The sequence below is a fragment of the Tellurirhabdus bombi genome, assembly GCF_021484805.1.
Taxonomy (GTDB): Bacteria; Bacteroidota; Bacteroidia; order Cytophagales; family Spirosomataceae; genus Tellurirhabdus; species Tellurirhabdus bombi.
This window is the reverse complement of sequence record NZ_CP090557.1, coordinates 2,094,842-2,115,286: the sequence shown is the minus strand read 5'-3', so window position 1 is coordinate 2,115,286 and position 20,445 is coordinate 2,094,842. Positions and strand designations below refer to the sequence as shown.

Annotated in this window: 16 protein-coding genes; 11 read left to right on the top strand and 5 right to left on the bottom strand. The window is 49.3% G+C overall.

The window, feature by feature from the left end; genetic code table 11:
- Nucleotides 1-74: 74 nt before the first annotated feature.
- From L0Y31_RS09045 to L0Y31_RS09035, 3 genes are all read left to right on the top strand, one after another.
- Nucleotides 75-1,085 (top strand): Gfo/Idh/MocA family protein, encoded by a 1,011-nt coding sequence (locus tag L0Y31_RS09045; protein WP_234736799.1) that lies wholly within the window; start codon nucleotides 75-77, stop codon nucleotides 1,083-1,085.
- A 25-nt stretch (nucleotides 1,086-1,110) separates the two neighbouring features.
- Entirely contained in the window at nucleotides 1,111-2,076 is a 966-nt protein-coding gene (locus L0Y31_RS09040) for a Kelch repeat-containing protein (protein WP_234736798.1), read from the top strand.
- Nucleotides 2,077-2,152: 76 nt separating this feature from the next.
- Nucleotides 2,153-3,328 carry an AIR synthase related protein gene (locus tag L0Y31_RS09035; RefSeq protein ID WP_234736797.1) on the top strand — a complete coding sequence of 392 codons (1,176 nt, stop codon included), beginning with the start codon at nucleotides 2,153-2,155 and terminating at the stop codon, nucleotides 3,326-3,328.
- A gap of 72 nt (nucleotides 3,329-3,400) precedes the next feature.
- Here the strand turns inward: L0Y31_RS09035 and L0Y31_RS09030 are convergent, their stop codons facing one another.
- A complete protein-coding gene (locus L0Y31_RS09030) occupies nucleotides 3,401-5,485 on the bottom strand; it encodes an alpha-L-fucosidase (RefSeq protein WP_234736796.1) in 2,085 nt (694 codons plus the stop codon).
- Between the two features lie 204 nt (nucleotides 5,486-5,689).
- Between L0Y31_RS09030 and L0Y31_RS09025 the strand changes: the two genes are divergently transcribed.
- Entirely contained in the window at nucleotides 5,690-6,490 is an 801-nt protein-coding gene (locus L0Y31_RS09025; protein ID WP_234736795.1) for a sialate O-acetylesterase, read from the top strand.
- 330 nt (nucleotides 6,491-6,820) lie between these two features.
- On the top strand, nucleotides 6,821-7,687 hold the full coding sequence (locus tag L0Y31_RS09020; protein ID WP_234736794.1) for a CE1 family esterase: 867 nt from the start codon (nucleotides 6,821-6,823) through the stop codon (nucleotides 7,685-7,687).
- A gap of 106 nt (nucleotides 7,688-7,793) precedes the next feature.
- On the opposite strand, the gene L0Y31_RS09015 is transcribed toward L0Y31_RS09020, so the two are convergent.
- The 3 genes from L0Y31_RS09015 to L0Y31_RS09005 all read right to left on the bottom strand — a co-directional run bounded on the left by L0Y31_RS09015 (nucleotide 7,794) and on the right by L0Y31_RS09005 (nucleotide 10,355).
- Nucleotides 7,794-8,348 (bottom strand): hypothetical protein, encoded by a 555-nt coding sequence (locus L0Y31_RS09015; protein ID WP_234736793.1) that lies wholly within the window; start codon nucleotides 8,346-8,348, stop codon nucleotides 7,794-7,796.
- Between the two features lie 166 nt (nucleotides 8,349-8,514).
- Complete coding sequence (fabF, locus tag L0Y31_RS09010; protein WP_234736792.1) at nucleotides 8,515-9,762, bottom strand: beta-ketoacyl-ACP synthase II; 1,248 nt, start codon at nucleotides 9,760-9,762, stop codon at nucleotides 8,515-8,517.
- A 20-nt stretch (nucleotides 9,763-9,782) separates the two neighbouring features.
- The gene (locus tag L0Y31_RS09005) at nucleotides 9,783-10,355 is read right to left on the bottom strand and encodes a TetR/AcrR family transcriptional regulator (protein WP_234736791.1); all 573 of its coding nucleotides are present in this window, start codon (nucleotides 10,353-10,355) and stop codon (nucleotides 9,783-9,785) included.
- Nucleotides 10,356-10,462: 107 nt separating this feature from the next.
- Here L0Y31_RS09005 and hemE point away from each other — a divergent pair, with 107 nt between their 5' ends.
- Nucleotides 10,463-11,506 (top strand): uroporphyrinogen decarboxylase, encoded by a 1,044-nt coding sequence (gene hemE / locus L0Y31_RS09000; protein WP_234736790.1) that lies wholly within the window; start codon nucleotides 10,463-10,465, stop codon nucleotides 11,504-11,506.
- A gap of 201 nt (nucleotides 11,507-11,707) precedes the next feature.
- Here hemE and L0Y31_RS08995 read toward each other — a convergent pair whose 3' ends face one another.
- Nucleotides 11,708-12,730, bottom strand: coding sequence for a bifunctional heptose 7-phosphate kinase/heptose 1-phosphate adenyltransferase (locus L0Y31_RS08995; RefSeq protein WP_234736789.1), 1,023 nt, complete (start codon nucleotides 12,728-12,730; stop codon nucleotides 11,708-11,710).
- 1,112 nt (nucleotides 12,731-13,842) lie between these two features.
- On the opposite strand from L0Y31_RS08995, the gene L0Y31_RS08990 reads away from it, so the two are divergent.
- The 5 genes from L0Y31_RS08990 to L0Y31_RS08970 all read left to right on the top strand — a co-directional run bounded on the left by L0Y31_RS08990 (nucleotide 13,843) and on the right by L0Y31_RS08970 (nucleotide 20,443).
- Nucleotides 13,843-14,619, top strand: a complete 777-nt coding sequence (locus L0Y31_RS08990; RefSeq protein WP_234736788.1) for a polysaccharide biosynthesis/export family protein — start codon at nucleotides 13,843-13,845, stop codon at nucleotides 14,617-14,619.
- A 341-nt stretch (nucleotides 14,620-14,960) separates the two neighbouring features.
- On the top strand, nucleotides 14,961-17,309 hold the full coding sequence (locus tag L0Y31_RS08985; RefSeq protein ID WP_234736787.1) for a GumC family protein: 2,349 nt from the start codon (nucleotides 14,961-14,963) through the stop codon (nucleotides 17,307-17,309).
- A gap of 43 nt (nucleotides 17,310-17,352) precedes the next feature.
- Entirely contained in the window at nucleotides 17,353-18,696 is a 1,344-nt protein-coding gene (locus L0Y31_RS08980) for a nucleotide sugar dehydrogenase (RefSeq protein WP_234736786.1), read from the top strand.
- An 11-nt stretch (nucleotides 18,697-18,707) separates the two neighbouring features.
- Nucleotides 18,708-19,862 (top strand): DegT/DnrJ/EryC1/StrS family aminotransferase, encoded by a 1,155-nt coding sequence (locus L0Y31_RS08975; protein ID WP_234736785.1) that lies wholly within the window; start codon nucleotides 18,708-18,710, stop codon nucleotides 19,860-19,862.
- Nucleotides 19,859-20,443 (top strand): acyltransferase, encoded by a 585-nt coding sequence (locus L0Y31_RS08970; RefSeq protein WP_234736784.1) that lies wholly within the window; start codon nucleotides 19,859-19,861, stop codon nucleotides 20,441-20,443. The genes L0Y31_RS08975 and L0Y31_RS08970 overlap by 4 nt, the downstream gene beginning before the upstream one ends.
- Nucleotides 20,444-20,445 lie beyond the last annotated feature (2 nt).

Here is a 20,445-nt window from a genome sequence, read left to right as displayed (position 1 = left end):
AATCCTAAACCGGCCTCAATTATCAGGGCCATTCCAGCTTTACGCATCTCTTAACTTTTTAATAATCAAACGCTATGACTCAAATTCGTTGGGGGATTCTTGGCCTTGGCCACATTGCTCATAAATTTGCGCAGGACCTGCAATCGCTTCCCGACGCCTCCCTGCACGCTGTGGCGTCTACGGATGCACAGAGAGCCCGCAACTTTGCGGCTCAATACGGCGCTCCGCACGCCTACGGTTCTTACGAAGAGCTCCTGAACTGCCCTGATCTGGACGTAGTCTACATTGCCACGACCCACAATCATCATTACGAAAATACGCTGATGTGCCTGGAGGGCGGGCTGGCCGTTCTCTGCGAAAAACCGTTTGCTCTGAATCGCTGGCAGGTAGAGAAAATGGTGGAAAAGGCGCGGGAGAAAAAAGTGTTTTTGATGGAAGCCCTCTGGACGCGCTTTATCCCTGCTGTTCAATATGCCGTCGATTTGGTAAAGTCCGACGCCATCGGCAAGATTAAAATGATTCACGCCGACTTCGGCTTTAAAGCCATTTTTGATCCCGAGAAGCGTCTTTATAACAAAGCATTGGGCGGTGGTTCGCTGGTTGATATTGGAATTTATCCGCTCTTTCTGGCCTATTTATTCCTGGGTAAACCGAAAACCATCAAAGCGTCGGCTACCTTCGGAGAAACAGGGGTTGATGAACAGTGCGGCATGGTTCTTACGTACGAAAAAGGGGAAATGGCACTTCTGAGCAGTTCTATCAAAGCCGTAACCAACACGCAGGCGTATATTTTTGGTGATAAGCGAGAAATCTTTATTCACGGCCGGTTCACGGGAAGCCAGGGCCTAACGCTTTCCAATACCGGGCGGGAAGGCAAATTCGATTCGCAGGTTTTTTCCTTTGAACGGTCTACATTTGGTTACAATTACGAAGCCGCCCACGTGATGCAATGCCTGCGGGAAAAGCGGACAGAAAGCCCTACCTGGTCGCTGGACGACAGCCTCAACCTGATTGACTTGCTCGATGCGGTTCGAACCGAAGCGGGTATTTCCTACGCGGCGGATGCATCAGATAAATCCGTATAATTGCACGTTCCATAAATCGATCCTGATGAAAAGTTCTATTCTGCTAACGTCTTTACTGCTCGCCGGGTCGGTGGGCAGCTACGCGCAAAGCTGGCAACGCGTCACGGCTAAAAACGAGTGCGAAACCCGTCACGAGAACGCCGCTGCGCTGGTTGGCGACAGTTTGTATGCCATTGGCGGGCGGGGCATGAAACCACTTGAGGCCTTGAATCTGAAAACCTTAATGTGGAAGAAACTACCAGCGCCCCCGCTCGAAATGAACCACTTTCAGGCAATTACGTACAACGGTGAGATTTATGTTATGGGGGCTTTCGAAGGCAAATACCCGCACGAAGTTCCCATTCCGAATATTTACATCTACAACCCCAAAAAAGGCCAGTGGCGAAAAGGGCCGGAAATTCCGGTGGAACGGCGGCGCGGATCAGCGGGCGTGGTGGTGTATAAAGATAAAATTTACATGGTTTGCGGCATCGTGGATGGGCATTATGACGGTAACGTAGACTGGTTCGACGAATACAACCCGAAAACAAATACCTGGAGCCAGCTTCCGGTGGCGCCCCGCACCCGCGACCACCTGAGCGTGGCCATTGTCGACGATAAACTGGTCGTAGCCGGGGGACGCCGGTCGCAGGCTAAAATCAACCGCGTGGCTGAAACAACCCTGGGCGAAGTTGATATTTACAATTTTAAAACGGGCCAGTGGACCACCCTGCCAGAGTCGGGCAACATCCCGACGCAACGCGCCGGAAACACTACCGTAGCCAAAGATGGCAAGGTTTGGGTCATTGGCGGGGAAAGTCCGCAGGTGCTTTCGCACAACGAAACCGAGATTTTTGATCCCAAGACCAACAAATGGACGGCGGGACCAAAACTGCTTCAGGGGCGGCACGGAACCCAGGCGGTTGTGCACCAAAATAACATCTACATCATTGCCGGTTCGGCCAATCACGGGGGTGGTCCGGAGCTAAGTACGGTTGAAGTATTGAAATAAGTAGGTTCCAGGCAATGGGCAGTTCAGAGAAGGTGTATCTTTGCAGCTTGTTTATTTCCGTTACAACCATTCGATAATGACTCAAGCAACTGATCGCTATAGCCAACGGGGCGTTTCTGCTTCCAAGGAAGACGTTCACAACGCCATCGCCAATCTGGATAAAGGCCTGTTTCCCAAAGCGTTTTGCAAAATTGTGCCCGATACGCTGGCTGGCGATCCGGATTATTGCACCATCATGCACGCCGACGGCGCCGGCACCAAATCGTCACTAGCCTATCTATATTGGAAAGAAACGGGCGACCTGTCGGTTTGGCGCGGTATTGCGCAGGACGCTGTGGTCATGAACACCGACGATCTGATTTGCGTAGGAGCCACGGGGCCGATGTTGCTCTCGTCGACCATTGGCCGCAACAAAAATCTGATTCCGGGCGAGGTAATTGCCGAAATCATCAACGGAACGGAAGAAGTCCTGGCCATGCTGCGTAGCCACGGCGTTGACATCTACAGCACGGGCGGCGAAACAGCCGACGTGGGTGATCTGGTTCGGACAGTGATTGTGGACAGTACGGTGATTGCGCGCATGAAACGGGCCGATGTCATCAGCAACGACCAGATTCAGGCGGGCGACGTTATCGTTGGACTGGCTTCGTATGGCCAGGCAACCTACGAAAAAACCTACAACGGCGGCATGGGCAGCAACGGGCTGACTTCTGCCCGCCACGATATTCTGGCGCATTACCTGGCCGATCAATATCCCGAAAGTTTTGATCCACAGGTAGACAAGAGCCTGATTTACAGCGGCTCGAAAAAGTTAACGGATGCCGTAGCGGAGACAGGGCTGAATGTTGGCCAGCTTATTTTATCACCAACGCGCACCTACGCCCCCGTTGCCAAGGCGCTCCTTGAAGAGCTGCGTCCTCATATTCACGGCATGGTGCATTGCTCCGGTGGCGCCCAAACCAAGGTGCTTCATTTTATTGAGAACCTGCACGTTATAAAAAATAATCTCTTCCCTATTCCGCCCTTGTTCCGGCTTATTCAGCAGGAAAGCGGAACCAGCTGGCAGGAAATGTACAAAGTTTTCAACATGGGCCATCGACTGGAAATTTACCTCTCGGAAGAACATGCCCAGCGCGTTATCGATATTGCAACCCAGTTCGGCATCGAGGCTCAAGTGATTGGCCGTGTCGAGGCGTTTTCGACCAAAAAAGTTACGGTACAAAGCGAGGCCGGCACATTCGAGTATTTCTGAGATTTGCCTTACTTATAAACACTAAAGCCCGCCTAAGTGACTTAGGCGGGCTTTAGTGTTTTGGAAGTTTGCTTATTGAGTCAGCACGCCTATTTCGGCGGCTGAGGCCCAATTTTCGTTTTCATTCACGGTTGAAAGCGCCACTAACTTGATAAACTGCGCTTTTGCCGCTTTCGAAAACTTCACTTCCTGTTTGATCGGGTTATTTTTAATATTCCCAAACGTGCTGTTTTCCAGCATTGGCGTCCAATCTGACCCGTTTTCGCTAACGTAGAAACTGTACTGATAAATGGTACCGCCCTGGTTGCCATCCTGACGAGGCGTATAGGTAAATCCGCTCAGTGTCAAGGTTTCTCCCAAATTAATCACCAGTTCTGACGGCAGTTTAGCGCCTTCTTTCCGGTTGCTTTGCCAGATGGTTTTCGGGTTGGAATCAATGGCTCTTTCGGCAGCGGCTTTATCGGTTCCCGGCGTAGCAACCAGGCTCCATTTCGTAGGTGCCAGATCAAACGCGGCCAGGATGGTTTCGCTCGATTCCGCGCCGTTTTTAATGAAGGCTTTGGCTTTCACGGTTCCCCCTTTCGCTAATTCAAAAGGTGCTGTGTAGCGCGTTGAGGCCAGCGTCGGTTCTGAGCCATCGGTCGTATAGCGAATCACCGGATCGGTTACTTCTGACGAAATACTAACCATTCCCTGTTTGCTGCGAGCAATTTCGGGATTTGCCAGCAGTTCCGGCGCTTTGTAAATTGCCAGTTCAGACAGCACTGGGCAGGCATTGGCTTCCAGGATTGTCACGCGTACTTTGGCTGTTTTCAGCGTCGGAAACGCCAGAATCCGCTTATAACCAATGGTTGTCTGCTGGTCGATGGTTTCAAATTTTGAGCCATTCCAGGCTTCTACCTTGAAGGCTTTGACGCGTTGGCCCAACGGAATGTATTCCTGCAAAACCACCCGGTTGATTTCCGTTGGTTTGCCTAAATCAACCACCAGCGACGCCTGCCGAACGGCGTCATCCGTGGCCCAATACGTATCGTACTTTCCGTCCGATAAATTCTTGGGATTAAATTGTTTATCGTTCCCGCGAAAAGCCGAAGCGGTCACCGTTTTGCCCAGCGCCAGGTTGGTTTTGAACGACTCGTCTACCAATTTTCGGAATTCCATCAGGCGAGTTGAATCATTCGGATGAATCAATCCTTCGCGGGATACGGGCACATTGAGCAACAAATTGCTGTTCCGTCCGATGGACGAGTAGTAAATTTTCTGCAAATGCGTCAGCGTTTTCACCCGGGTGTCGGTGTCCGGACTATAAAACCAGCCTGGACGAATGGAAACGTCCACCTCCGCCGGAATCCAGTATTTTCCGTTTTCATTCCCTTGGTTCAGCACCTGGGTTGGCGGCGCATTGTGCCCCATTCCGAAGCCATCGGTGTTCAGGGTTGACCAGTTTGTTTCCCCGGCAATTCCCGATTCATTGCCCATCCAGCGGCAGCCGGGGCCAATGTCGCTAAAAATGATGGCTTTCGGCTGGTGCTTGAAAACAACGCTTCGAAACAGCGGCCAGTCATATTCCTGCTTTTTGCCATTTGCGCCTTCGCCATTCGCCCCGTCGAACCATTGCTCAAACACATTTCCGTAACTAGACAGGACTTCATCCAGCGTTTTGGCAAAAATCTGGTTGTATTCGGGCGTGCCGTAAGCCGGGTGGTTTCGATCCCAGGGCGACAGATACACACCAAATTTTAGCCCATACTCTTTACAGGCGTTGGACAGTTCGCGCAAAACATCGCCTTTGCCGTCTTTCCAGGCACTTTCCCGAACGGTATGGGTGCTGAATTTGCTGGGCCAAAGGCAAAAGCCATCGTGGTGCTTTGCCGTGATGATAATGGCTTTCATACCCGCCGCCTTGGCTGTTCTGGCCCACTGGCGCGCATCCAGTTTGGTCGGGTTGAACACCTTGGGATCTTCGTCACCGTGCCCCCACTCCTTATTCGTAAAGGTATTTGGACCAAAATGGATGAACATGTAATACTCCATTTGCTGCCAGGCCACCTGCTGAGGGCTAGGAATGGCACCGTAAGGAGTAGGCGGGGCCGTTTTTTGCGCCATTACATAGCAGGCGTTCAATAAAAATAGCACCAGAAGAGACAGTTTTGGCATCGTTTAGCAAGCGTTTAAGCCCGGTATAAATTTAAAACATCAAAATAACGACTTGACAAATCGACTGACAACATTCTGCGTGCATAACTCTGTCATTTAATCTATAGGGAACTACCTGAACAATCTAGCAATAATCTTACAAATAACTGTTGCCGAATACAGTATAAGCGCCAGCGAGACGGGTTTTCCTGTAAAACAAAATTTATGAAAACACCGTCCCTGATCAACGCCTTCTTTGGCATCTGCCTCGTGGCTATCTTGCTGGCTTTTAAACAGGATACCCCCCCTCGTTTACAGTTATTTCTGCTGATTGGTCAATCCAATATGGCTGGACGCGGGGTGCCCGAAGCGGAAGACCAGCAACCCCATTCCCGCGTCTGGACGTTAACCAAAGAACAAACCTGGGTTCCTGCCCGCGATCCGTTGCACTTCGACAAACCGAAAGTGGTGGGCGTCGGACCGGGCCTGGCTTTTGCTAAACGCCTCGCTGAACAATACCCGGCCATGAACATTGGCCTGATTCCCTGTGCTGTGGGTGGTTCGGGAATTGATGTCTGGAAGCCAGGCGCTTATTACGAAGCCACGAAGTCGCACCCGTATGATGATGCGCTGGCGCGGGCCAAAAAAGCGCTCGAAAACGGAACCTTGGCTGGCTTTCTCTGGCACCAGGGCGAATCTGATTCCAAACCGGGTAACACGGCGGTGTATGGCCAAAAGCTGGCTGAGTTGGTGCAACGGCTTCGAAGCGACCTGAATGCACCAAATGTGCCGTTTGTCGTAGGAACGTTGGGAGATTTTGTGGTTAAACGGAATCCGAATGCGCAAATTATTAACGAAACGCTTCAGCAGGCAACGAAAAAGATTCCCAACTCTTATTTTATCGTATCCGCTGGACTAACCCACATCGGTGACTCCACGCACTTTGACGCGGCTTCGGCCCGGACCTTGGGCCGACGCTACGCCGACGCCTTCATTCAGCATAAATTGTTAAAAAACAAACCATGACCCAGCAGTAAATTGCAATGGTCGTTACTCACAGTAATACTACACCCGTTGATTTGTTCTGATTTTTTCTGGCGAAAATTGCAACTAATTAGCACGCGTTTGCGCACCAAAAAGTTTTGACGAAGCTATCCGGCTAACGGCTTTGGGCGCATTATTGATACCGGGGTGATAAAAAAGAATTGGGAGCCATTCAGAATACAACAACTGATTTAGTGCCATTAGCGGAGACAAGTGCTAAACCGTGAACCAAAAATTGCGGGAGTTGATGCAGACAAAATAGCCCAAAACGACGTTGCAAGTATAGACCACCCTATTCCATCTTATTTATTCATGCGACACTTTTTAGTTATTTTTCTTCTAACTCTGATTGCCGGAACTGCCCAGAGCCAACTCGTCAGCGATTCGATTCTGATCGAAGGAAATTACCGTAGTTTTCATTTTCTCAAACCTGCAAAAGCCAATGCGTCGCTAATCTTTGTCCTGCATGGCTCAGGCGGCAACGGACTGGGCAACCGCAGCGGTGCCAAAAAGCTGGAAGACATAGCTCCCGCCGAAAATATTTTACTGGTTTACCCCGACGGTTATAAACGGTATTGGAACGAATGCCGGAAAACAGCGCAGTCGGCGGCTAACCTGGAAAACATCAACGACAACGCATTTTTTGAGCAGATGATCCGGTTTTTTGAACAGAAATACCAAATCAACTCAAAACAGGTTTTTGCCGTTGGTACATCGGGGGGTGGCCATATGGCGTATAAACTGGCGCTGACAATGCCGGAAAGATTCCGGGCGATAACGGCGCTCATCTCTAGTCTTCCCGATACCAATAATCTGGATTGCCCCGAAAAACGCGTCCCGATTCCCGTGATGATTGTCAACGGCACCGCCGACCGGACAAATCCGTACGAAGGCGGCGAAGTTAAAACAGGAGCGATCAGTCTGGGCCTTGTGCGTTCCACGGATCGGACGTTTCAATACTGGTCTGAACTGGCCGGTTACAAAGATCAACCGACCAAAACGCTTCTGCCTGATACCGATCCCAAGGACGGCAAAACCATTGAGCGCTACACGTACTCGAAGAAAGGAAAACCCGAGGTAACGTTGTTAAAAGTAATCGGCGGGCAGCATGATTACCCCAATGACATTAATGTCTATCTGGAAGCCTGGGATTTTTTCAAAAGACAAGTAAAGCGCTGATTATCAAACAAAACTCTAGCTCACTAAGCGTTAATTTATTTAGTCGGCAGCCTGCTGAATTGCCGCCGCCTGGCTTCAAAGCACGTTGGTGTAGTGTAAGCAATAATCAGGAAAACTGCTTTGGTAAATTCAGTTGCCGGGCATAAGCGCCGGGAGCTGATTCGTGAATCTGTTTTAGCATCCGATTGGCTTCCGTCTCAAATTCAATGAAGTAATCAGGATCAAGTTTTTGTAGTTTTTTAAGGATGGATTCAGCCCTTTTGGCAAGGTAAGCGCACGTCTTTTCGTTGTGGCGATTCAACGAGCGGAGCAGACTAGGTTGCGTATCAAAGAAAGAATTGATGAGGTAAAGACCCAGATCGACCTCGCCGTATTTATCTTTTGTAATCTTGACATGGTGCGTGATTTCGCTATTCAGCGCCCGAATGGCCCGCAGCATCCACTGGTCGGGATGCTGGTAATGGCCCAGGGCGGTTTTGGCAATCCGTTCGCGGACTCCCAGCCGCCGTTCCTCGGTGGTCGATTCTTCCTCGATCAACACAAAATGGAAGCGCTCCACTAAATCGCGGTCTTTCGCTACCAAGCGCAATAAAAGCTTGTCTTTTTCGGCCTGCGGCAGGCGCAGTATTTCCTTTTTAAGTTCTTTGTCGATGGCAGGCATCTCTTAAGCAGTAAATGAGTGAATGAATGAGCGAATAAAATTGAATTTATTGTGTTAATCCCGTGATTAATTACGCAAAATTACGTTAGACTAGTCGTAGGGCCAGTCGGCTAAAATCAGATAGTTATTCGCTCATTCGCTAATTCTCTCATTGACTTACAATTGGCTAAACGCGCCGAAAAACAACAATGGCGTTGTGTCCACCAAAGCCAAATGTGTTGCTCATTACCACATCAACCCGCTTTTGCACAGCGACATTGGGCGTTAAATTCAGGTTTGGACTGATTCGCTCATCCACGTTTTCCAGATTGATGGTGGGTGGGATGGTATTGTTCTGGATGGCCAGAACGCCCGCCACGGCTTCGATAGCCCCCGCCGCGCCCAGCAAGTGCCCGGTCATGGATTTTGTTGCGCTGATGTGCAGATGCTCAGGGTTTTCACCGAATATTTTCTGAATGGCCTGCGCTTCGCTGATGTCGCCTACGGACGTGGAGGTTGCATGAACGTTCATGTAATCTACATCGGTAGGTTGCAAACCCGCTTCCCGAAGTGACTCCGTCATGGCGAGTCGTGCGCCTAGGCCTTCCGGGTGGGTAGCCGTCATGTGGTACGCGTCGGCGGTTGCCCCGGTTCCCACCAACTCGGCGTAAATTTTGGCGCCACGGGCTTTGGCGTGTTCGTATTCTTCCAAAATCAAGGCACCGGCGCCTTCACCCAACACAAAGCCGTCCCGATCCCGGTCGAAAGGCCGCGAAGCACGGGGTGGATCGTCGTTTCGCTCCGACAAGGCTTTCATTGAGCTAAACCCACCAACGGCCACTTCCGTCACCACCGCTTCGGAACCACCCGCCACAACTACATCAACCTTTCCTAAGCGGATGTAATTAAACGCATCAATCAGGGCGTGCGTTGCTGAGGCACAGGCCGATACTGGCGCAAAATTTACGCCCCGAAAACCATACCGCATCGAGATCAGGCCGGAAGCCATGTTCCCAATCATTTTGGTAATAAAAAACGGGTTGAAGCGCGGCACCCGGTTGTTGGCTCCATAGGCAATTACTTCTTCCTGAAAGCTATACATACCGCCAATGCCCGACGCCCAGATAACCCCCACGCGGTTGGTATCCAATTGGTCGCTCAGCAGGTTCGCATCGCGTACCGCTTCGTCAGCCACCACCAAGGCATACTGGCTGTATTCATCCATTTTCCGGGCTTCTTTCTTATCCAGAAACTGGAGTGGATCAAACCCTTTCACTTCGCAGGCAAACTTGGTTTTAAAGTGCGTGGTATCAAATTTAGTGATCGGGGCGGCACCGCTTTTGCCCTGGATTAAGCCTTCCCAAAAGGCATCTACGGTGTTTCCAATGGGCGTTAATGCGCCTAAACCAGTAACGACAACTCGTTTTAATTCCATGATAAATGTATAAAATGGTGTTAGTTGGATTTGGTATTTTCCAGGTGTTTTAATGCCCGCTCCCGACAGTTGAGAAGTAGCTTTTCGTTCCCGAATAGTTTGATCATCACCAAACTCCCCTGAATGTCAATGGCTAATTGTTGCGCCAGTTCCACGGCTTTTTGCGGACTGTAGACATGCTGATAAATATGAGCAACGGCATTGATGATGTTGTTAAAATGCGTCTGGAGCGGCTCCTTGAATTCGTCTGTAATTAGCGCTGTTTCCAGCACGGTGTTTCCCATCAGGCACCCTCCTTCCGATTGGAACAACACGTCGAATAAAGCGTCCAGTAACTGCTCTAGCCGCTGCTTCGGCGGTATTGCCTCTTCGTAAGCGATAGTCAGCACGTGCGCTTTGTTGTACGCATTGACGTACTGAAGCACTTCCTTCATCAGGGCTTCTTTGCTGCTGAAATAGTAATAAAAGCTACCCTTTAACACCCCGCATTCTTTCGCTAAATCGTCCATTGAGGTGCGGTGATAGCCTTGTCGCTTAAACAGCCGCATGGCTTTTTTCAGGATTTCTTCGCGGGTAATTTTCTGAACGGGCATCGTTACAAACGGAAAGTTGCGCAATTTTACCAAACAAACGTTTGATAAACAAACAGGATCTTTATTTAGAGGGGTGTTGTCTTCGGCAGAAGCGTTATCTTTGTGGTATGATGTTGCAAAATGACTTACTACTCCGGGCCGCACGGGGTGAGCAGGTAGAACGCGTACCCGTCTGGATGATGCGGCAGGCCGGGCGGATTCTGGCCGAGTACCGCGCTGTTCGGGAAAAAGCGGGAAGTTTTATTCAATTAGCTACGACGCCGGAATTGGCCGCCGAAGTAACCATCCAACCCGTTGATTTACTGGGCGTTGATGCCGCGATCATTTTCTCGGATATCCTGGTAGTGCCCGAAGCGATGGGACTTCCCTATGAAATGGTTGAGCAACGGGGACCGGTTTTTCCGCAGACGGTCCGCACGATGAAAGACCTCGATAGCCTGCACATTGCTGACGCAGAGCAGGATTTGGGCTACGTGCTGGAAGCCATTCGGATTGTTAAACGGGATCTTCAGAACCGGGTGCCGCTCATTGGTTTTGCCGGTGCGCCGTTCACGATTTTCTGTTACATGACGGAGGGCAAAGGCTCGAAAACCTTTTCGGTTGCCAAGAAATTACTTTATACTGACCCTGCTTTTGCGCACACCTTACTGCAAAAAATCACGGATAGCACCATTGCTTACCTAAAAGCGCAGGTAACAGCGGGGGCTAATCTGATTCAGATTTTTGATTCCTGGGCTGGTATTTTATCCCCCGAACAATACCAAACGTTCTCGCTGCCTTACATCAAGCAAATTTGTGATGCGCTGGTGGAAGCACACGGTATAGAGATTCCGGTTACCGTTTTTGCTAAAGGTGCTTTCTTCGCCCGCCAAGAAATTGGAACGCTAAGCTGCTCCGTGGTAGGACTGGACTGGAACATGGACCCGACAGAATCGCGGCAGCTCATTCCTGATAAAACGCTTCAGGGAAACCTTGACCCTTGTGTGCTTTATTCGAGCTTTGAACAGATTCGCTCGGAAGTGCGGAATATGATCGACAAGTTTGGAAAACAGCGCTATATCGCCAACCTGGGACACGGCGTTTATCCAGATACCAATCCAGATAAAGTACGGTGTTTTATTGAAGCCGTTAAAGAATACGGACAAGTTTAACCCAAAACTTGCTGTCTTTCTTTACAAATAAGCATTAGTCTCTAATTACTCCATAATGAGTTCTTTTTGAGCTAGTTCGAAAAAACCGAACTGGCTCAAAAAGACTATGTGTGTCGCGGGTGGCCAGGAGCCAGCGCCGAATTTTCTGAAGATTGGGATAACGTTAAATTGCACGTAGCTCGGACAGTTGAAATCCGGTACTCATCCTGCTGAACGTCCATTTTGACCCAGGTTTTCCTTGATCGCCTCAATCTTAAGCTGCTGCTTATTGATTGGCACAACACCCACCGATTCGCAAACTAAGCCTCCTCCCAGGTTCGAGAGCCCCGCGATTAGTTTAGGCGGCAAGCCCAAAGCTACGCAACAAGCGGCAATACTGATAACGGTATCTCCAGCCCCCGATACATCGGAAATGTGCCGAATATGCGCCGGAAGCTGGTGTTTTTCGTCATTGTAATCAATAAAAACGCCCCGCTCCGACAGCGTGATCAAGGCCCCTTTCAAATTCAACTGATTTTTGAGCGCTTCAACCGCCGTTAGAAATTCTTCCGGTTTATCGACATCGAAATCAATTTTAAGCCCTTCTTTCAGCTCTTTCAGATTGGGCTTGAAAAGCGTCGTATAATGATAGTCAAGGAAGTTGCGCTTCTTAGGATCAACCACCGTTGGGATGCCCTGCTCATTGGCGAACGCTGTAATTTCAGCAATGGCTTCTTTACTAAGTACCCCCTTGTCGTAGTCCTCGAAAATGATTACCTGACAGGTCGGAATTAGCTCTTTAGCCTTGGCAATGAGTTGGTTGCGCTCGTCTTCCAGGATTAACTTATCCGTTTCGGTATCTACGCGGACAACCTGTTGTGAGCCGGCAATAATCCGTTCTTTAATGGTGGTAATGCGTGAATCGCTGCGGATCAGGCCATCGCAGTTAAGCCCACGGTCGCAAAGCTGGCCAACCAGGCGGTCACCCGGCTCATCGGTCCCAATTACAGAACAAATGATGGCTTCCGCCCCCAAGGCCTGTACATTGAGCAGCACATTGCCTGCTCCACCCAAGCGTAATTCACGGCGCTGAACAGTTACTACGGGCACGGGGGCTTCGGGCGAAATGCGCTCTACTTTTCCCCATACGTAAGCATCCAGCATCACGTCTCCGATAATCAAAACCCGCAGGTCGTTGAACGCAGAGAACACCTCGTCAATGGTCATATCAGTGACCGGAGTCATCCTTTCACGGTTTGTTTCTGCCACAAAGAAACAAAAATGCCACTCCTTTTCCGAATCGGCATTTCGCTATGACCGTTTAGAAGGCGTATTCTCAACAAGTTTTTATTAACTGTATAGGGAAGAGTAAGGAAGGAAGAAACGAAAAGCTACATTAAAGGTCAAATTTCGCTGTCCGTGTGCGGATCGTATTTGGTATGAAATAGCGAAAGAATTAGATGTGCAATTAGAGCACCTATCGAAATAGAAACAATACAGGCAAAAATGCTTACTGTAATGTACCCAATTAGTTGCCAGTTCCAATTACGGTCTAGCAACCAATTTAATAAGAGGAAGGTTGAGATACCGAAAACCCCCAACACAACAAAGGTCCGCAATTGAGCCATAGCGGTACTGAATTAAAAGTTGAGTTTAACAAAAACATTTAACTTATTCAAATTTATGAAGATTGATTGTGCAGAATTTAGAAATTCAAATGTACTAATAAACACAAAGTATTATTTCCATTGTCCAATAGAAAATTAACACTATTGGTTTGCAATTGACACTAAAAAATTATCGAAATAGCCAACTACCATTAATTGGATGATCCCTTTATGATAAAAATCGAATCACTTAAATACCTACTAGGCTACGTAAATGAATTACACGTATGACCAACACTGTATACAACATTCCACATTTTGTAGAATCGGTGTGTACAAATATACACACTTTGTCTTATAAATAATTTGACTATTGAACGAATATAAAACGAAAAAAGCTCCAGATAGGAGCTATAGCCGCATTTTTAGATCGAAATCAAAGTTCCGCTTTGCTGTATGGACAAAAAAAAAGCTGGTCAATTAGCCAGCTATTTTCGTACCCACCGTAACTTGTACTTAACTGTCTGTGTATTCACAAACAGCGTGCCAAAATAGACCATCTTGGTTTGTACAAAATAAATTGGCCTAAAAATTAGCTGAACCCCCGTCTTATTGAGAAAAGGGCTTTGCAAAAGCTTTTTTTAGGGAAAAGGTCTTATCAATTTGTATTCTGCCCTATCTTTAGAATATTTTTTCAGACTTTAGCAGTCTACAGAAAACATCCGCCCTGAGCGTCTAAACTATTTTTCCATGCGATTGAAACACGGGTATCTGATAAGCCTACTTCTAACTCTTCTCTCTTCCTGTGTTTCGCAAAAAGAAATCGCTTATTTTCAGAATAAAGGGGCTGGCCTGCCTAGCCAGCGGATTGCCATTTCCAATCGGTATACACCCGTCATCCAGGCGGGCGATCTGCTTTCTATTTACGTCAACAGCATAAACCCGGAAGCAAGCAGCATCTTCAATCCTTATGCCGCCGCCCCGCTAGCGACTCCTCCTACTCAAACGCCCGAGACAGCCAGCAGCCTTGGCTACCTGGTTGATAACCAGGGCAAAGTTAGCCTTCCCCTGTTGGGTAAGGTCACACTGGCGGGACTCACTACCGCCCAGGCCCGGGAGCAAATCGAAGAAAAATTAAAAGCCTTTTTAAAAGAGCCTACCGTCAACATTCGCTTTCTGAACTACAAAATATCCGTTTTAGGAGAAGTGACCCGGCCTTCCATGTTTACAATTCCTAATGAACAGATTACTTTACTGGAAGCGCTTAGCCTGGCTGGTGACATCACCATCTATGGTCGCCGCGACAATGTGCTGGTAATCCGCGAAACCAACGGAGAGCGGGAATTTGCCCGGGTTAATCTCACCAAGCGCGATTTATTCCAGTCGCCTTTTTATTACCTTCACCCTAACGACGTAATCTACGTGCAGCCGGGCAAAGCGCGCGCCGCTTCAGCCGACCGGTTTTACCTGCTTATTCCCGCCGTTGCCAGCGTTTTATCCCTCGTTGCGATTATTGCGCGGCGGTAATCCGCCTCATCAGGACTTTTTTTTCGATAAAATAGCCAATGTCGGAAAATTAAGGGCCGAATCCTGTTACCATTTTTCCAATACGCAGTCTAATGGCTCTGTTGATGTTGCAGAAAGATAAAGTAATTGTATTTATCGGTGTGGCGAACAACAAGAGTTAGTCTGGAATTCAGCTGTTCATTATAGCTATTCCCTTGGATTACTCTTCCGTATAAAACTCAAATGGAAAACTGTCTTATTGGTTCTCAGTAGTGCTTGGTATTCCAGACCAGAGTTACGTACACGTCCCGCAATTTATCCTCTGCCAATTCGCTCATCGGTGCATCACAGTATTCTAGCGTATGAATGGCACATCATCTTATATCTACGACACGAAAGCTGTGTACAATAAGGAGGAGCAGTTTACCTCTGATTTACAGAACGTCCTGTCCAAATACCTGAGAAACTGGAAGTGGTTTGTCCTTTCTGTGCTGGTGATGCTCGTCATTGGCTACATCTACTCACAAACCACAGAACCGGTTTATCGCATTCAGGCCAGCTTGCTGGTGAAAGATCAGCAAAAGGGTCTTTCGGAAAAGAACATTCTGAAAGAAATGGATTTTTTCACGCCCAGCCGGGTGGTGGAAAATGAAATCGAAATCATTCAGTCGTTCACCTTGATGCAAAAAGCGGTTGATAAGCTCGGTTTGGATGTCCGCTATTACCATCAGAAAACATTTCGAAAACAAGAAATTTACGACGCCTCCCCCATTCGGTTGGTTGCAGAGAAACCGCTCCCGAGTCTTTACAAAAAAAGCCTTCAAATCGAAATTATCAACCCGGAGGCCGTTCGCATCGAGGAAGCTACTTATCCTGTTAATCAGTCCATTGAAACCCCTTACGGTCGCCTGCGGATTGTTCCCAAACGTGCGCTGATTCCAGACAGCGAGCCTATTCTTGTTAAGGTTATGCCGCGCCATAAGGCCGCTCAGCAGTACCAGAAAAACCTCACGGTGGAAACCAGTAGCAAGGCTTCTACAGTCCTGCTGGTTACATTGGAAGACCCCGTTGTTCGAAAAGGGGAACACTTGCTGAACCAATTACTGAAAGAATACAACGCCGCCGAAGTAACCGACAAAAACCGGGTGGTGACTAATACGCTGGACTTCATTGAAAAAAGGCTTGGTCTGGTTTCTACGGAATTAGCAGATATTGAAGGTGAAATCGAGCGTTTTAAGTCGGCCAATAAGATCACGAACATCAGCGCGGAAGCGCAGGCTTTGCTCCAGAAAGTTCAGGGAACGGATATTCAGCTTAGTCAGGTTGAGATTCAGATTAGCGTTTTAGCTGACCTCGAACGCTACGTACACGCCAAAGCCAGTAATCCAGGCATGGTGCCTGCGACCTTGGGGCTAAGCGACCCAACGCTGATTGCCCAGATCGGCAGAGCAGCGGAACTCGAATTGCGCCGGGAACAAATCGCCCGCACAACCTCTGATTCGCACCCGTTTCTACGGACCATTGATGAGCAGATTCGCGCAACGAAAAGCAACATCCGGGAAACAGTAGGCACCATGCGGATTATGCTCACTAGCTCCCGCCAGCAATTGCTAGCCAAAAACGCCCAGCACGAAAACCAGATTCGGGTGGTGCCCGGCAAAGAGCGCGCGTTGATGAGTATAACGCGGCAACAGGTCATCAAAAATAATTTGTATACCTATCTGCTTCAGAAGCGGGAAGAAACGGCACTCTCGCACGCCACCACGGTTTCCGACACCCGCACGATTGACCTGGCTACCAGTGATGACGTGCCCATCAAGCCCATCAAGTCTCTGATTTTTCTGCTTTTCGGTAGCCTTGGCCTTCTTATTCCTATTGCTTTTATCTGGGCCAAAGACATATTCAGTAAGTTAATTGCCCAGCGTATCGACATCGACAGCGCAACCCATGCGCCGGTTATTGCCGAAATATCGCATACCAAGCATAAAAATGCCGTGGTGGTGAGCAACGACAACCGCTCCGAAACAGCGGAACAAATCCGTGCTTTGCGCACCAACATTCAGCTTCTGCGTTCGAACGAGAAAAACATGGCGTTGCTAATCACGTCCAGCATTAGCGGGGAAGGCAAATCGTTCATTTCGCTGAATTTGGGCGCTAGTCTGGCACTCATCAACCGCCCTACCGTGCTGCTGGAAATGGACCTGCGCCGTCCTAAAATCCATAGCATGCTGGGAGTGCCGAATGGAATTGGGCTTAGCGACTACCTGGCTGGTCATGCCGAACTCGACGATATCCTCCACCCGGTTCCGAACATTCCTTATTATTGGGTGATCACCTGCGGTAAGATTCCGACCAATCCCTCTGAGTTGTTAACCAATACCCGAATGGAAGAGCTGTTCGCCCGGCTTCGCGAAATATTTGCCTACATTCTGGTTGATGCACCTCCCATTGGTCTGGTTACCGACGCCCAAATCATTGCTGACCATACAGACGCCTCGTTGTATGTCATCCGCTATAACCTTACTCCCAAGCAGGCTTTGCGGAAAGTAGAAACCTTATACCGCGAACAACGGCTCCGAAAGCTAAGTCTGGTGCTTAATGCCGCCGACACGCAAAGCACTTACGGGTATGGTAATCAATATTATCAGGAATTAGAATCCGAAAAATCAGGTGTCCTGGACCTATTCCGGGGTAGGTTGCCAAACACTTGATCAGTAACCATTTACTTGTTTCCTATTCACTTAGTATTTAATTATGAATCAGCTTCTTAACTATAACTCGGTTGAAAACCAGCCTACCGATCTGCCCGATAGCACCCATCCTTCGGCTGCTCTCTCAACTACTGCGGCACCCGTAATTGGTATTTTAGGCCTGGGCTACGTGGGCCTTCCGCTAGCGATAGAATTTGGCAAGAATTACCAGGTAGTCGGTTTTGACATCAATACCCAGCGCATCGCCGAACTGACAAGCGGAATTGACTGCACCGGCGAAACCGTAACCACCGATCTTCAGGCCGCCGAAGGCTTATTGCTGACCGACCAACAGGAGGCGCTTCAGGGCTGCAACGTCTACATCGTTACGGTGCCAACACCCGTTGACCAGTACAAACGGCCAAACCTGACGCCCTTATTGAAAGCCAGCGAAACAGTCGGCAAAGTGTTAAAGCGGGGCGATATTGTTGTCTATGAATCAACGGTTTACCCAGGTTGTACGGAAGAAGATTGCGTTCCTATATTGGAAGAAATCAGTGGTCTTACCTTTAATGTTGATTTCTTCTGTGGTTATTCACCCGAACGCATCAATCCGGGCGACAAGGTAAATACGCTCACGAAAATCAAGAAAGTAGTGAGTGGCAGCACGCCCGAAACAGGCCAGAAATTAAAAGCGCTATACGGCAGCATTATTGAGGCGGGCGTCCACCTGGCTCCAACGCTGAAGGTAGCCGAAGCCAGCAAAGCCATCGAAAACGCCCAGCGCGATGTTAATATCTCGTTTGTCAACGAGTTGGCCCTTATGTTCGACCGCATGGGCATCGACACAACCGATGTCCTCGAAGCCGCCGCAACCAAATGGAATTTTCTGAATTTCAAGCCGGGGCTGGTGGGCGGACACTGCATCGGCGTTGACCCGTATTACCTGATGCACAAGGCGGAGAGTCTGGGGTATTACCCGCAGGTTATTTTGTCGGGAAGACGGATTAACGAAAACATGGGCATGTTCATCGCCAATAAAGTGGTGAAGCTCATGCTGGGGAAAGACATTCGGGTGAAAGGAGCCAAAGCGCTGTTACTGGGGATCACATTCAAGGAAAATTGCCCCGATACCCGCAATTCCAGGGCGGTGGATATTTACCGTGAATTGGGCCAGTTTGGGATGGAAATCGATGTGTACGACCCCTGGGCCGACCGCTCGTGCATGGTTGATGAGTACACCATCGATCTCATTGACGCTCCAAAAGGCCCCTACGAAGTGATCGTTCTAGCCGTCAGCCACAAGGAGTTTAAAACCCTTGACCTGCTCCAACTACGCGCCGATAAAGCCGTCATTTTCGATACCAAAGCATTTCTTGATCGTAATCTAGTGGACGCTCGCCTTTAATTCAAACGGACATGATAGCAATTGAACCCATTCAGATGGTCGATTTGAAAACGCAGTATCACCGTTTGAAATCGGATATCGACGAAGCCATTCAGCAGTGCCTCCATCAGGGCGATTATATCAACGGTCATTATGTGCGGGAATTTCAACAGGATTTAGCTCATTTCCTGCGGGTAAGTCGGGTTGTTACCTGTGCCAATGGAACTGATGCGCTGCAATTGGCACTCATGGGGCTGGGTCTGAAACCGGGTGATGAAGTCATTGTTCCCGCTTTCTCATACGTAGCTACTGCCGAAGTTATTGCGCTTCTGGGACTTACGCCGGTCTGGGCCGATGTAGACCCGCTGACCTTCAACCTCACCGCCGACCAGGTGGAACGCGTTATCACGCCACGTACCAAAGCCGTTATTCCGGTACATTTGTTTGGCCAGTGTGTGGACATGACGCCTTTGCTCAATCTGGCGAAAAGTAATGGATTGGCTGTTGTAGAAGACACGGCTCAGGCTCTGGGCAGCGAATACCGGCTTTCTGACGGCAACCTGCAAGCCGCCGGAACCTTGGGCGATATTGGCTGTACGTCGTTTTTTCCGTCAAAAAATCTAGGTTGCTACGGTGATGGAGGGGCGTTGTTTACCAACCAGGAAGCCCTGGGCGAGCGCCTGCGGATGATTGCTAACCACGGCCAGCGGCAGAAATATGTCCACGAACTGGTTGGAGTCAACTCCCGACTGGACACACTCCAGGCCGCTATTCTGACCGTTAAGCTTAAGCATTTGAAGGAGTTTAGCCAGCAACGCCAACAGGCCGCCGCTCGTTACGACCAGGGTTTGCAGAACATTCCAGGCCTTCAAATACCGACTCAGGCCACTTATTCAACGCATGTTTATCACCAATATACCCTAAAAGTTGCGGCTGGTTTGCGGGATGGACTGAAAGCGCATTTATCGAAGCATGGCGTTCCATCGATGGTTTATTACCCGATTCCGCTTCATCAGCAGCCCGCTTACCAGAGCAGTCGTTACCCCAAAAACAGCTTTCCAATTGCCGAAGCGCTGTGTCAGGAAGTGCTTTCGCTACCGATGCATACCGAGTTAAACAGTGACGTTCAGGGGCTAATCTGCTCGCTGATTGGCGATTACATGACCCAGCAAATCAAATCCGCATGACCACCGTCGAAACAACGTTTATCCATCCAACAGCCATCATCGACGAAGGGGCTGCCATCGGCGCAGGCACCCGCATCTGGCATTTTGCGCACATCATGCCCGGCTGTACCATCGGCGAAGAGTGCAGCATCGGCCAGAACGTCGTTGTGTCGCCGGGCGTAGTACTGGGCCGCAATGTGAAAGTGCAGAACAATGTCTCGATTTATACCGGAGTTACCTGTGAAGACGACGTTTTTCTGGGACCATCCATGGTATTTACCAACGTAATTAATCCCCGGTCGGCCATTGTTCGGAAGCATCAGTTTGCACCAACCCACGTGGGCCGGGGTGCTTCCATCGGCGCAAACGCTACCGTTGTGTGCGGCAATCCGATTGGTGCTTACGCCCTGATTGGCGCAGGAGCCGTGGTGACGAAGCCAGTGCCCGCCTATGCTTTACTGGTGGGTAATCCGGCGCGGCTCATCGGTTGGGTCAGTGAATATGGTCACCGACTCCATTTCGATGACAACCAGGAGGCTACCTGTCCGGAAAGTAGTCAAGTGTATCAACTAAAAGATAACAACGTAACTCGGATTCGATAACC

Excerpts from the sequence above, each read along its gene's own strand:
- L0Y31_RS09045 (WP_234736799.1), top strand. The coding sequence starts at position 75 with ATGACTCAAATTCGTTGGGGGATTCTTGGCCTTGGCCACATTGCTCAT.
- L0Y31_RS09040 (WP_234736798.1), top strand. The coding sequence starts at position 1,111 with ATGAAAAGTTCTATTCTGCTAACGTCTTTACTGCTCGCCGGGTCGGTG.
- L0Y31_RS09035 (WP_234736797.1), top strand. The coding sequence starts at position 2,153 with ATGACTCAAGCAACTGATCGCTATAGCCAACGGGGCGTTTCTGCTTCC.
- L0Y31_RS09030 (WP_234736796.1), bottom strand. The coding sequence starts at position 5,485 with ATGCCAAAACTGTCTCTTCTGGTGCTATTTTTATTGAACGCCTGCTAT.
- L0Y31_RS09025 (WP_234736795.1), top strand. The coding sequence starts at position 5,690 with ATGAAAACACCGTCCCTGATCAACGCCTTCTTTGGCATCTGCCTCGTG.
- L0Y31_RS09020 (WP_234736794.1), top strand. The coding sequence starts at position 6,821 with ATGCGACACTTTTTAGTTATTTTTCTTCTAACTCTGATTGCCGGAACT.
- L0Y31_RS09015 (WP_234736793.1), bottom strand. The coding sequence starts at position 8,348 with ATGCCTGCCATCGACAAAGAACTTAAAAAGGAAATACTGCGCCTGCCG.
- fabF (WP_234736792.1), bottom strand. The coding sequence starts at position 9,762 with ATGGAATTAAAACGAGTTGTCGTTACTGGTTTAGGCGCATTAACGCCC.
- L0Y31_RS09005 (WP_234736791.1), bottom strand. The coding sequence starts at position 10,355 with ATGCCCGTTCAGAAAATTACCCGCGAAGAAATCCTGAAAAAAGCCATG.
- hemE (WP_234736790.1), top strand. The coding sequence starts at position 10,463 with ATGATGTTGCAAAATGACTTACTACTCCGGGCCGCACGGGGTGAGCAG.
- L0Y31_RS08995 (WP_234736789.1), bottom strand. The coding sequence starts at position 12,730 with ATGACTCCGGTCACTGATATGACCATTGACGAGGTGTTCTCTGCGTTC.
- L0Y31_RS08990 (WP_234736788.1), top strand. The coding sequence starts at position 13,843 with ATGCGATTGAAACACGGGTATCTGATAAGCCTACTTCTAACTCTTCTC.
- L0Y31_RS08985 (WP_234736787.1), top strand. The coding sequence starts at position 14,961 with ATGAATGGCACATCATCTTATATCTACGACACGAAAGCTGTGTACAAT.
- L0Y31_RS08980 (WP_234736786.1), top strand. The coding sequence starts at position 17,353 with ATGAATCAGCTTCTTAACTATAACTCGGTTGAAAACCAGCCTACCGAT.
- L0Y31_RS08975 (WP_234736785.1), top strand. The coding sequence starts at position 18,708 with ATGATAGCAATTGAACCCATTCAGATGGTCGATTTGAAAACGCAGTAT.
- L0Y31_RS08970 (WP_234736784.1), top strand. The coding sequence starts at position 19,859 with ATGACCACCGTCGAAACAACGTTTATCCATCCAACAGCCATCATCGAC.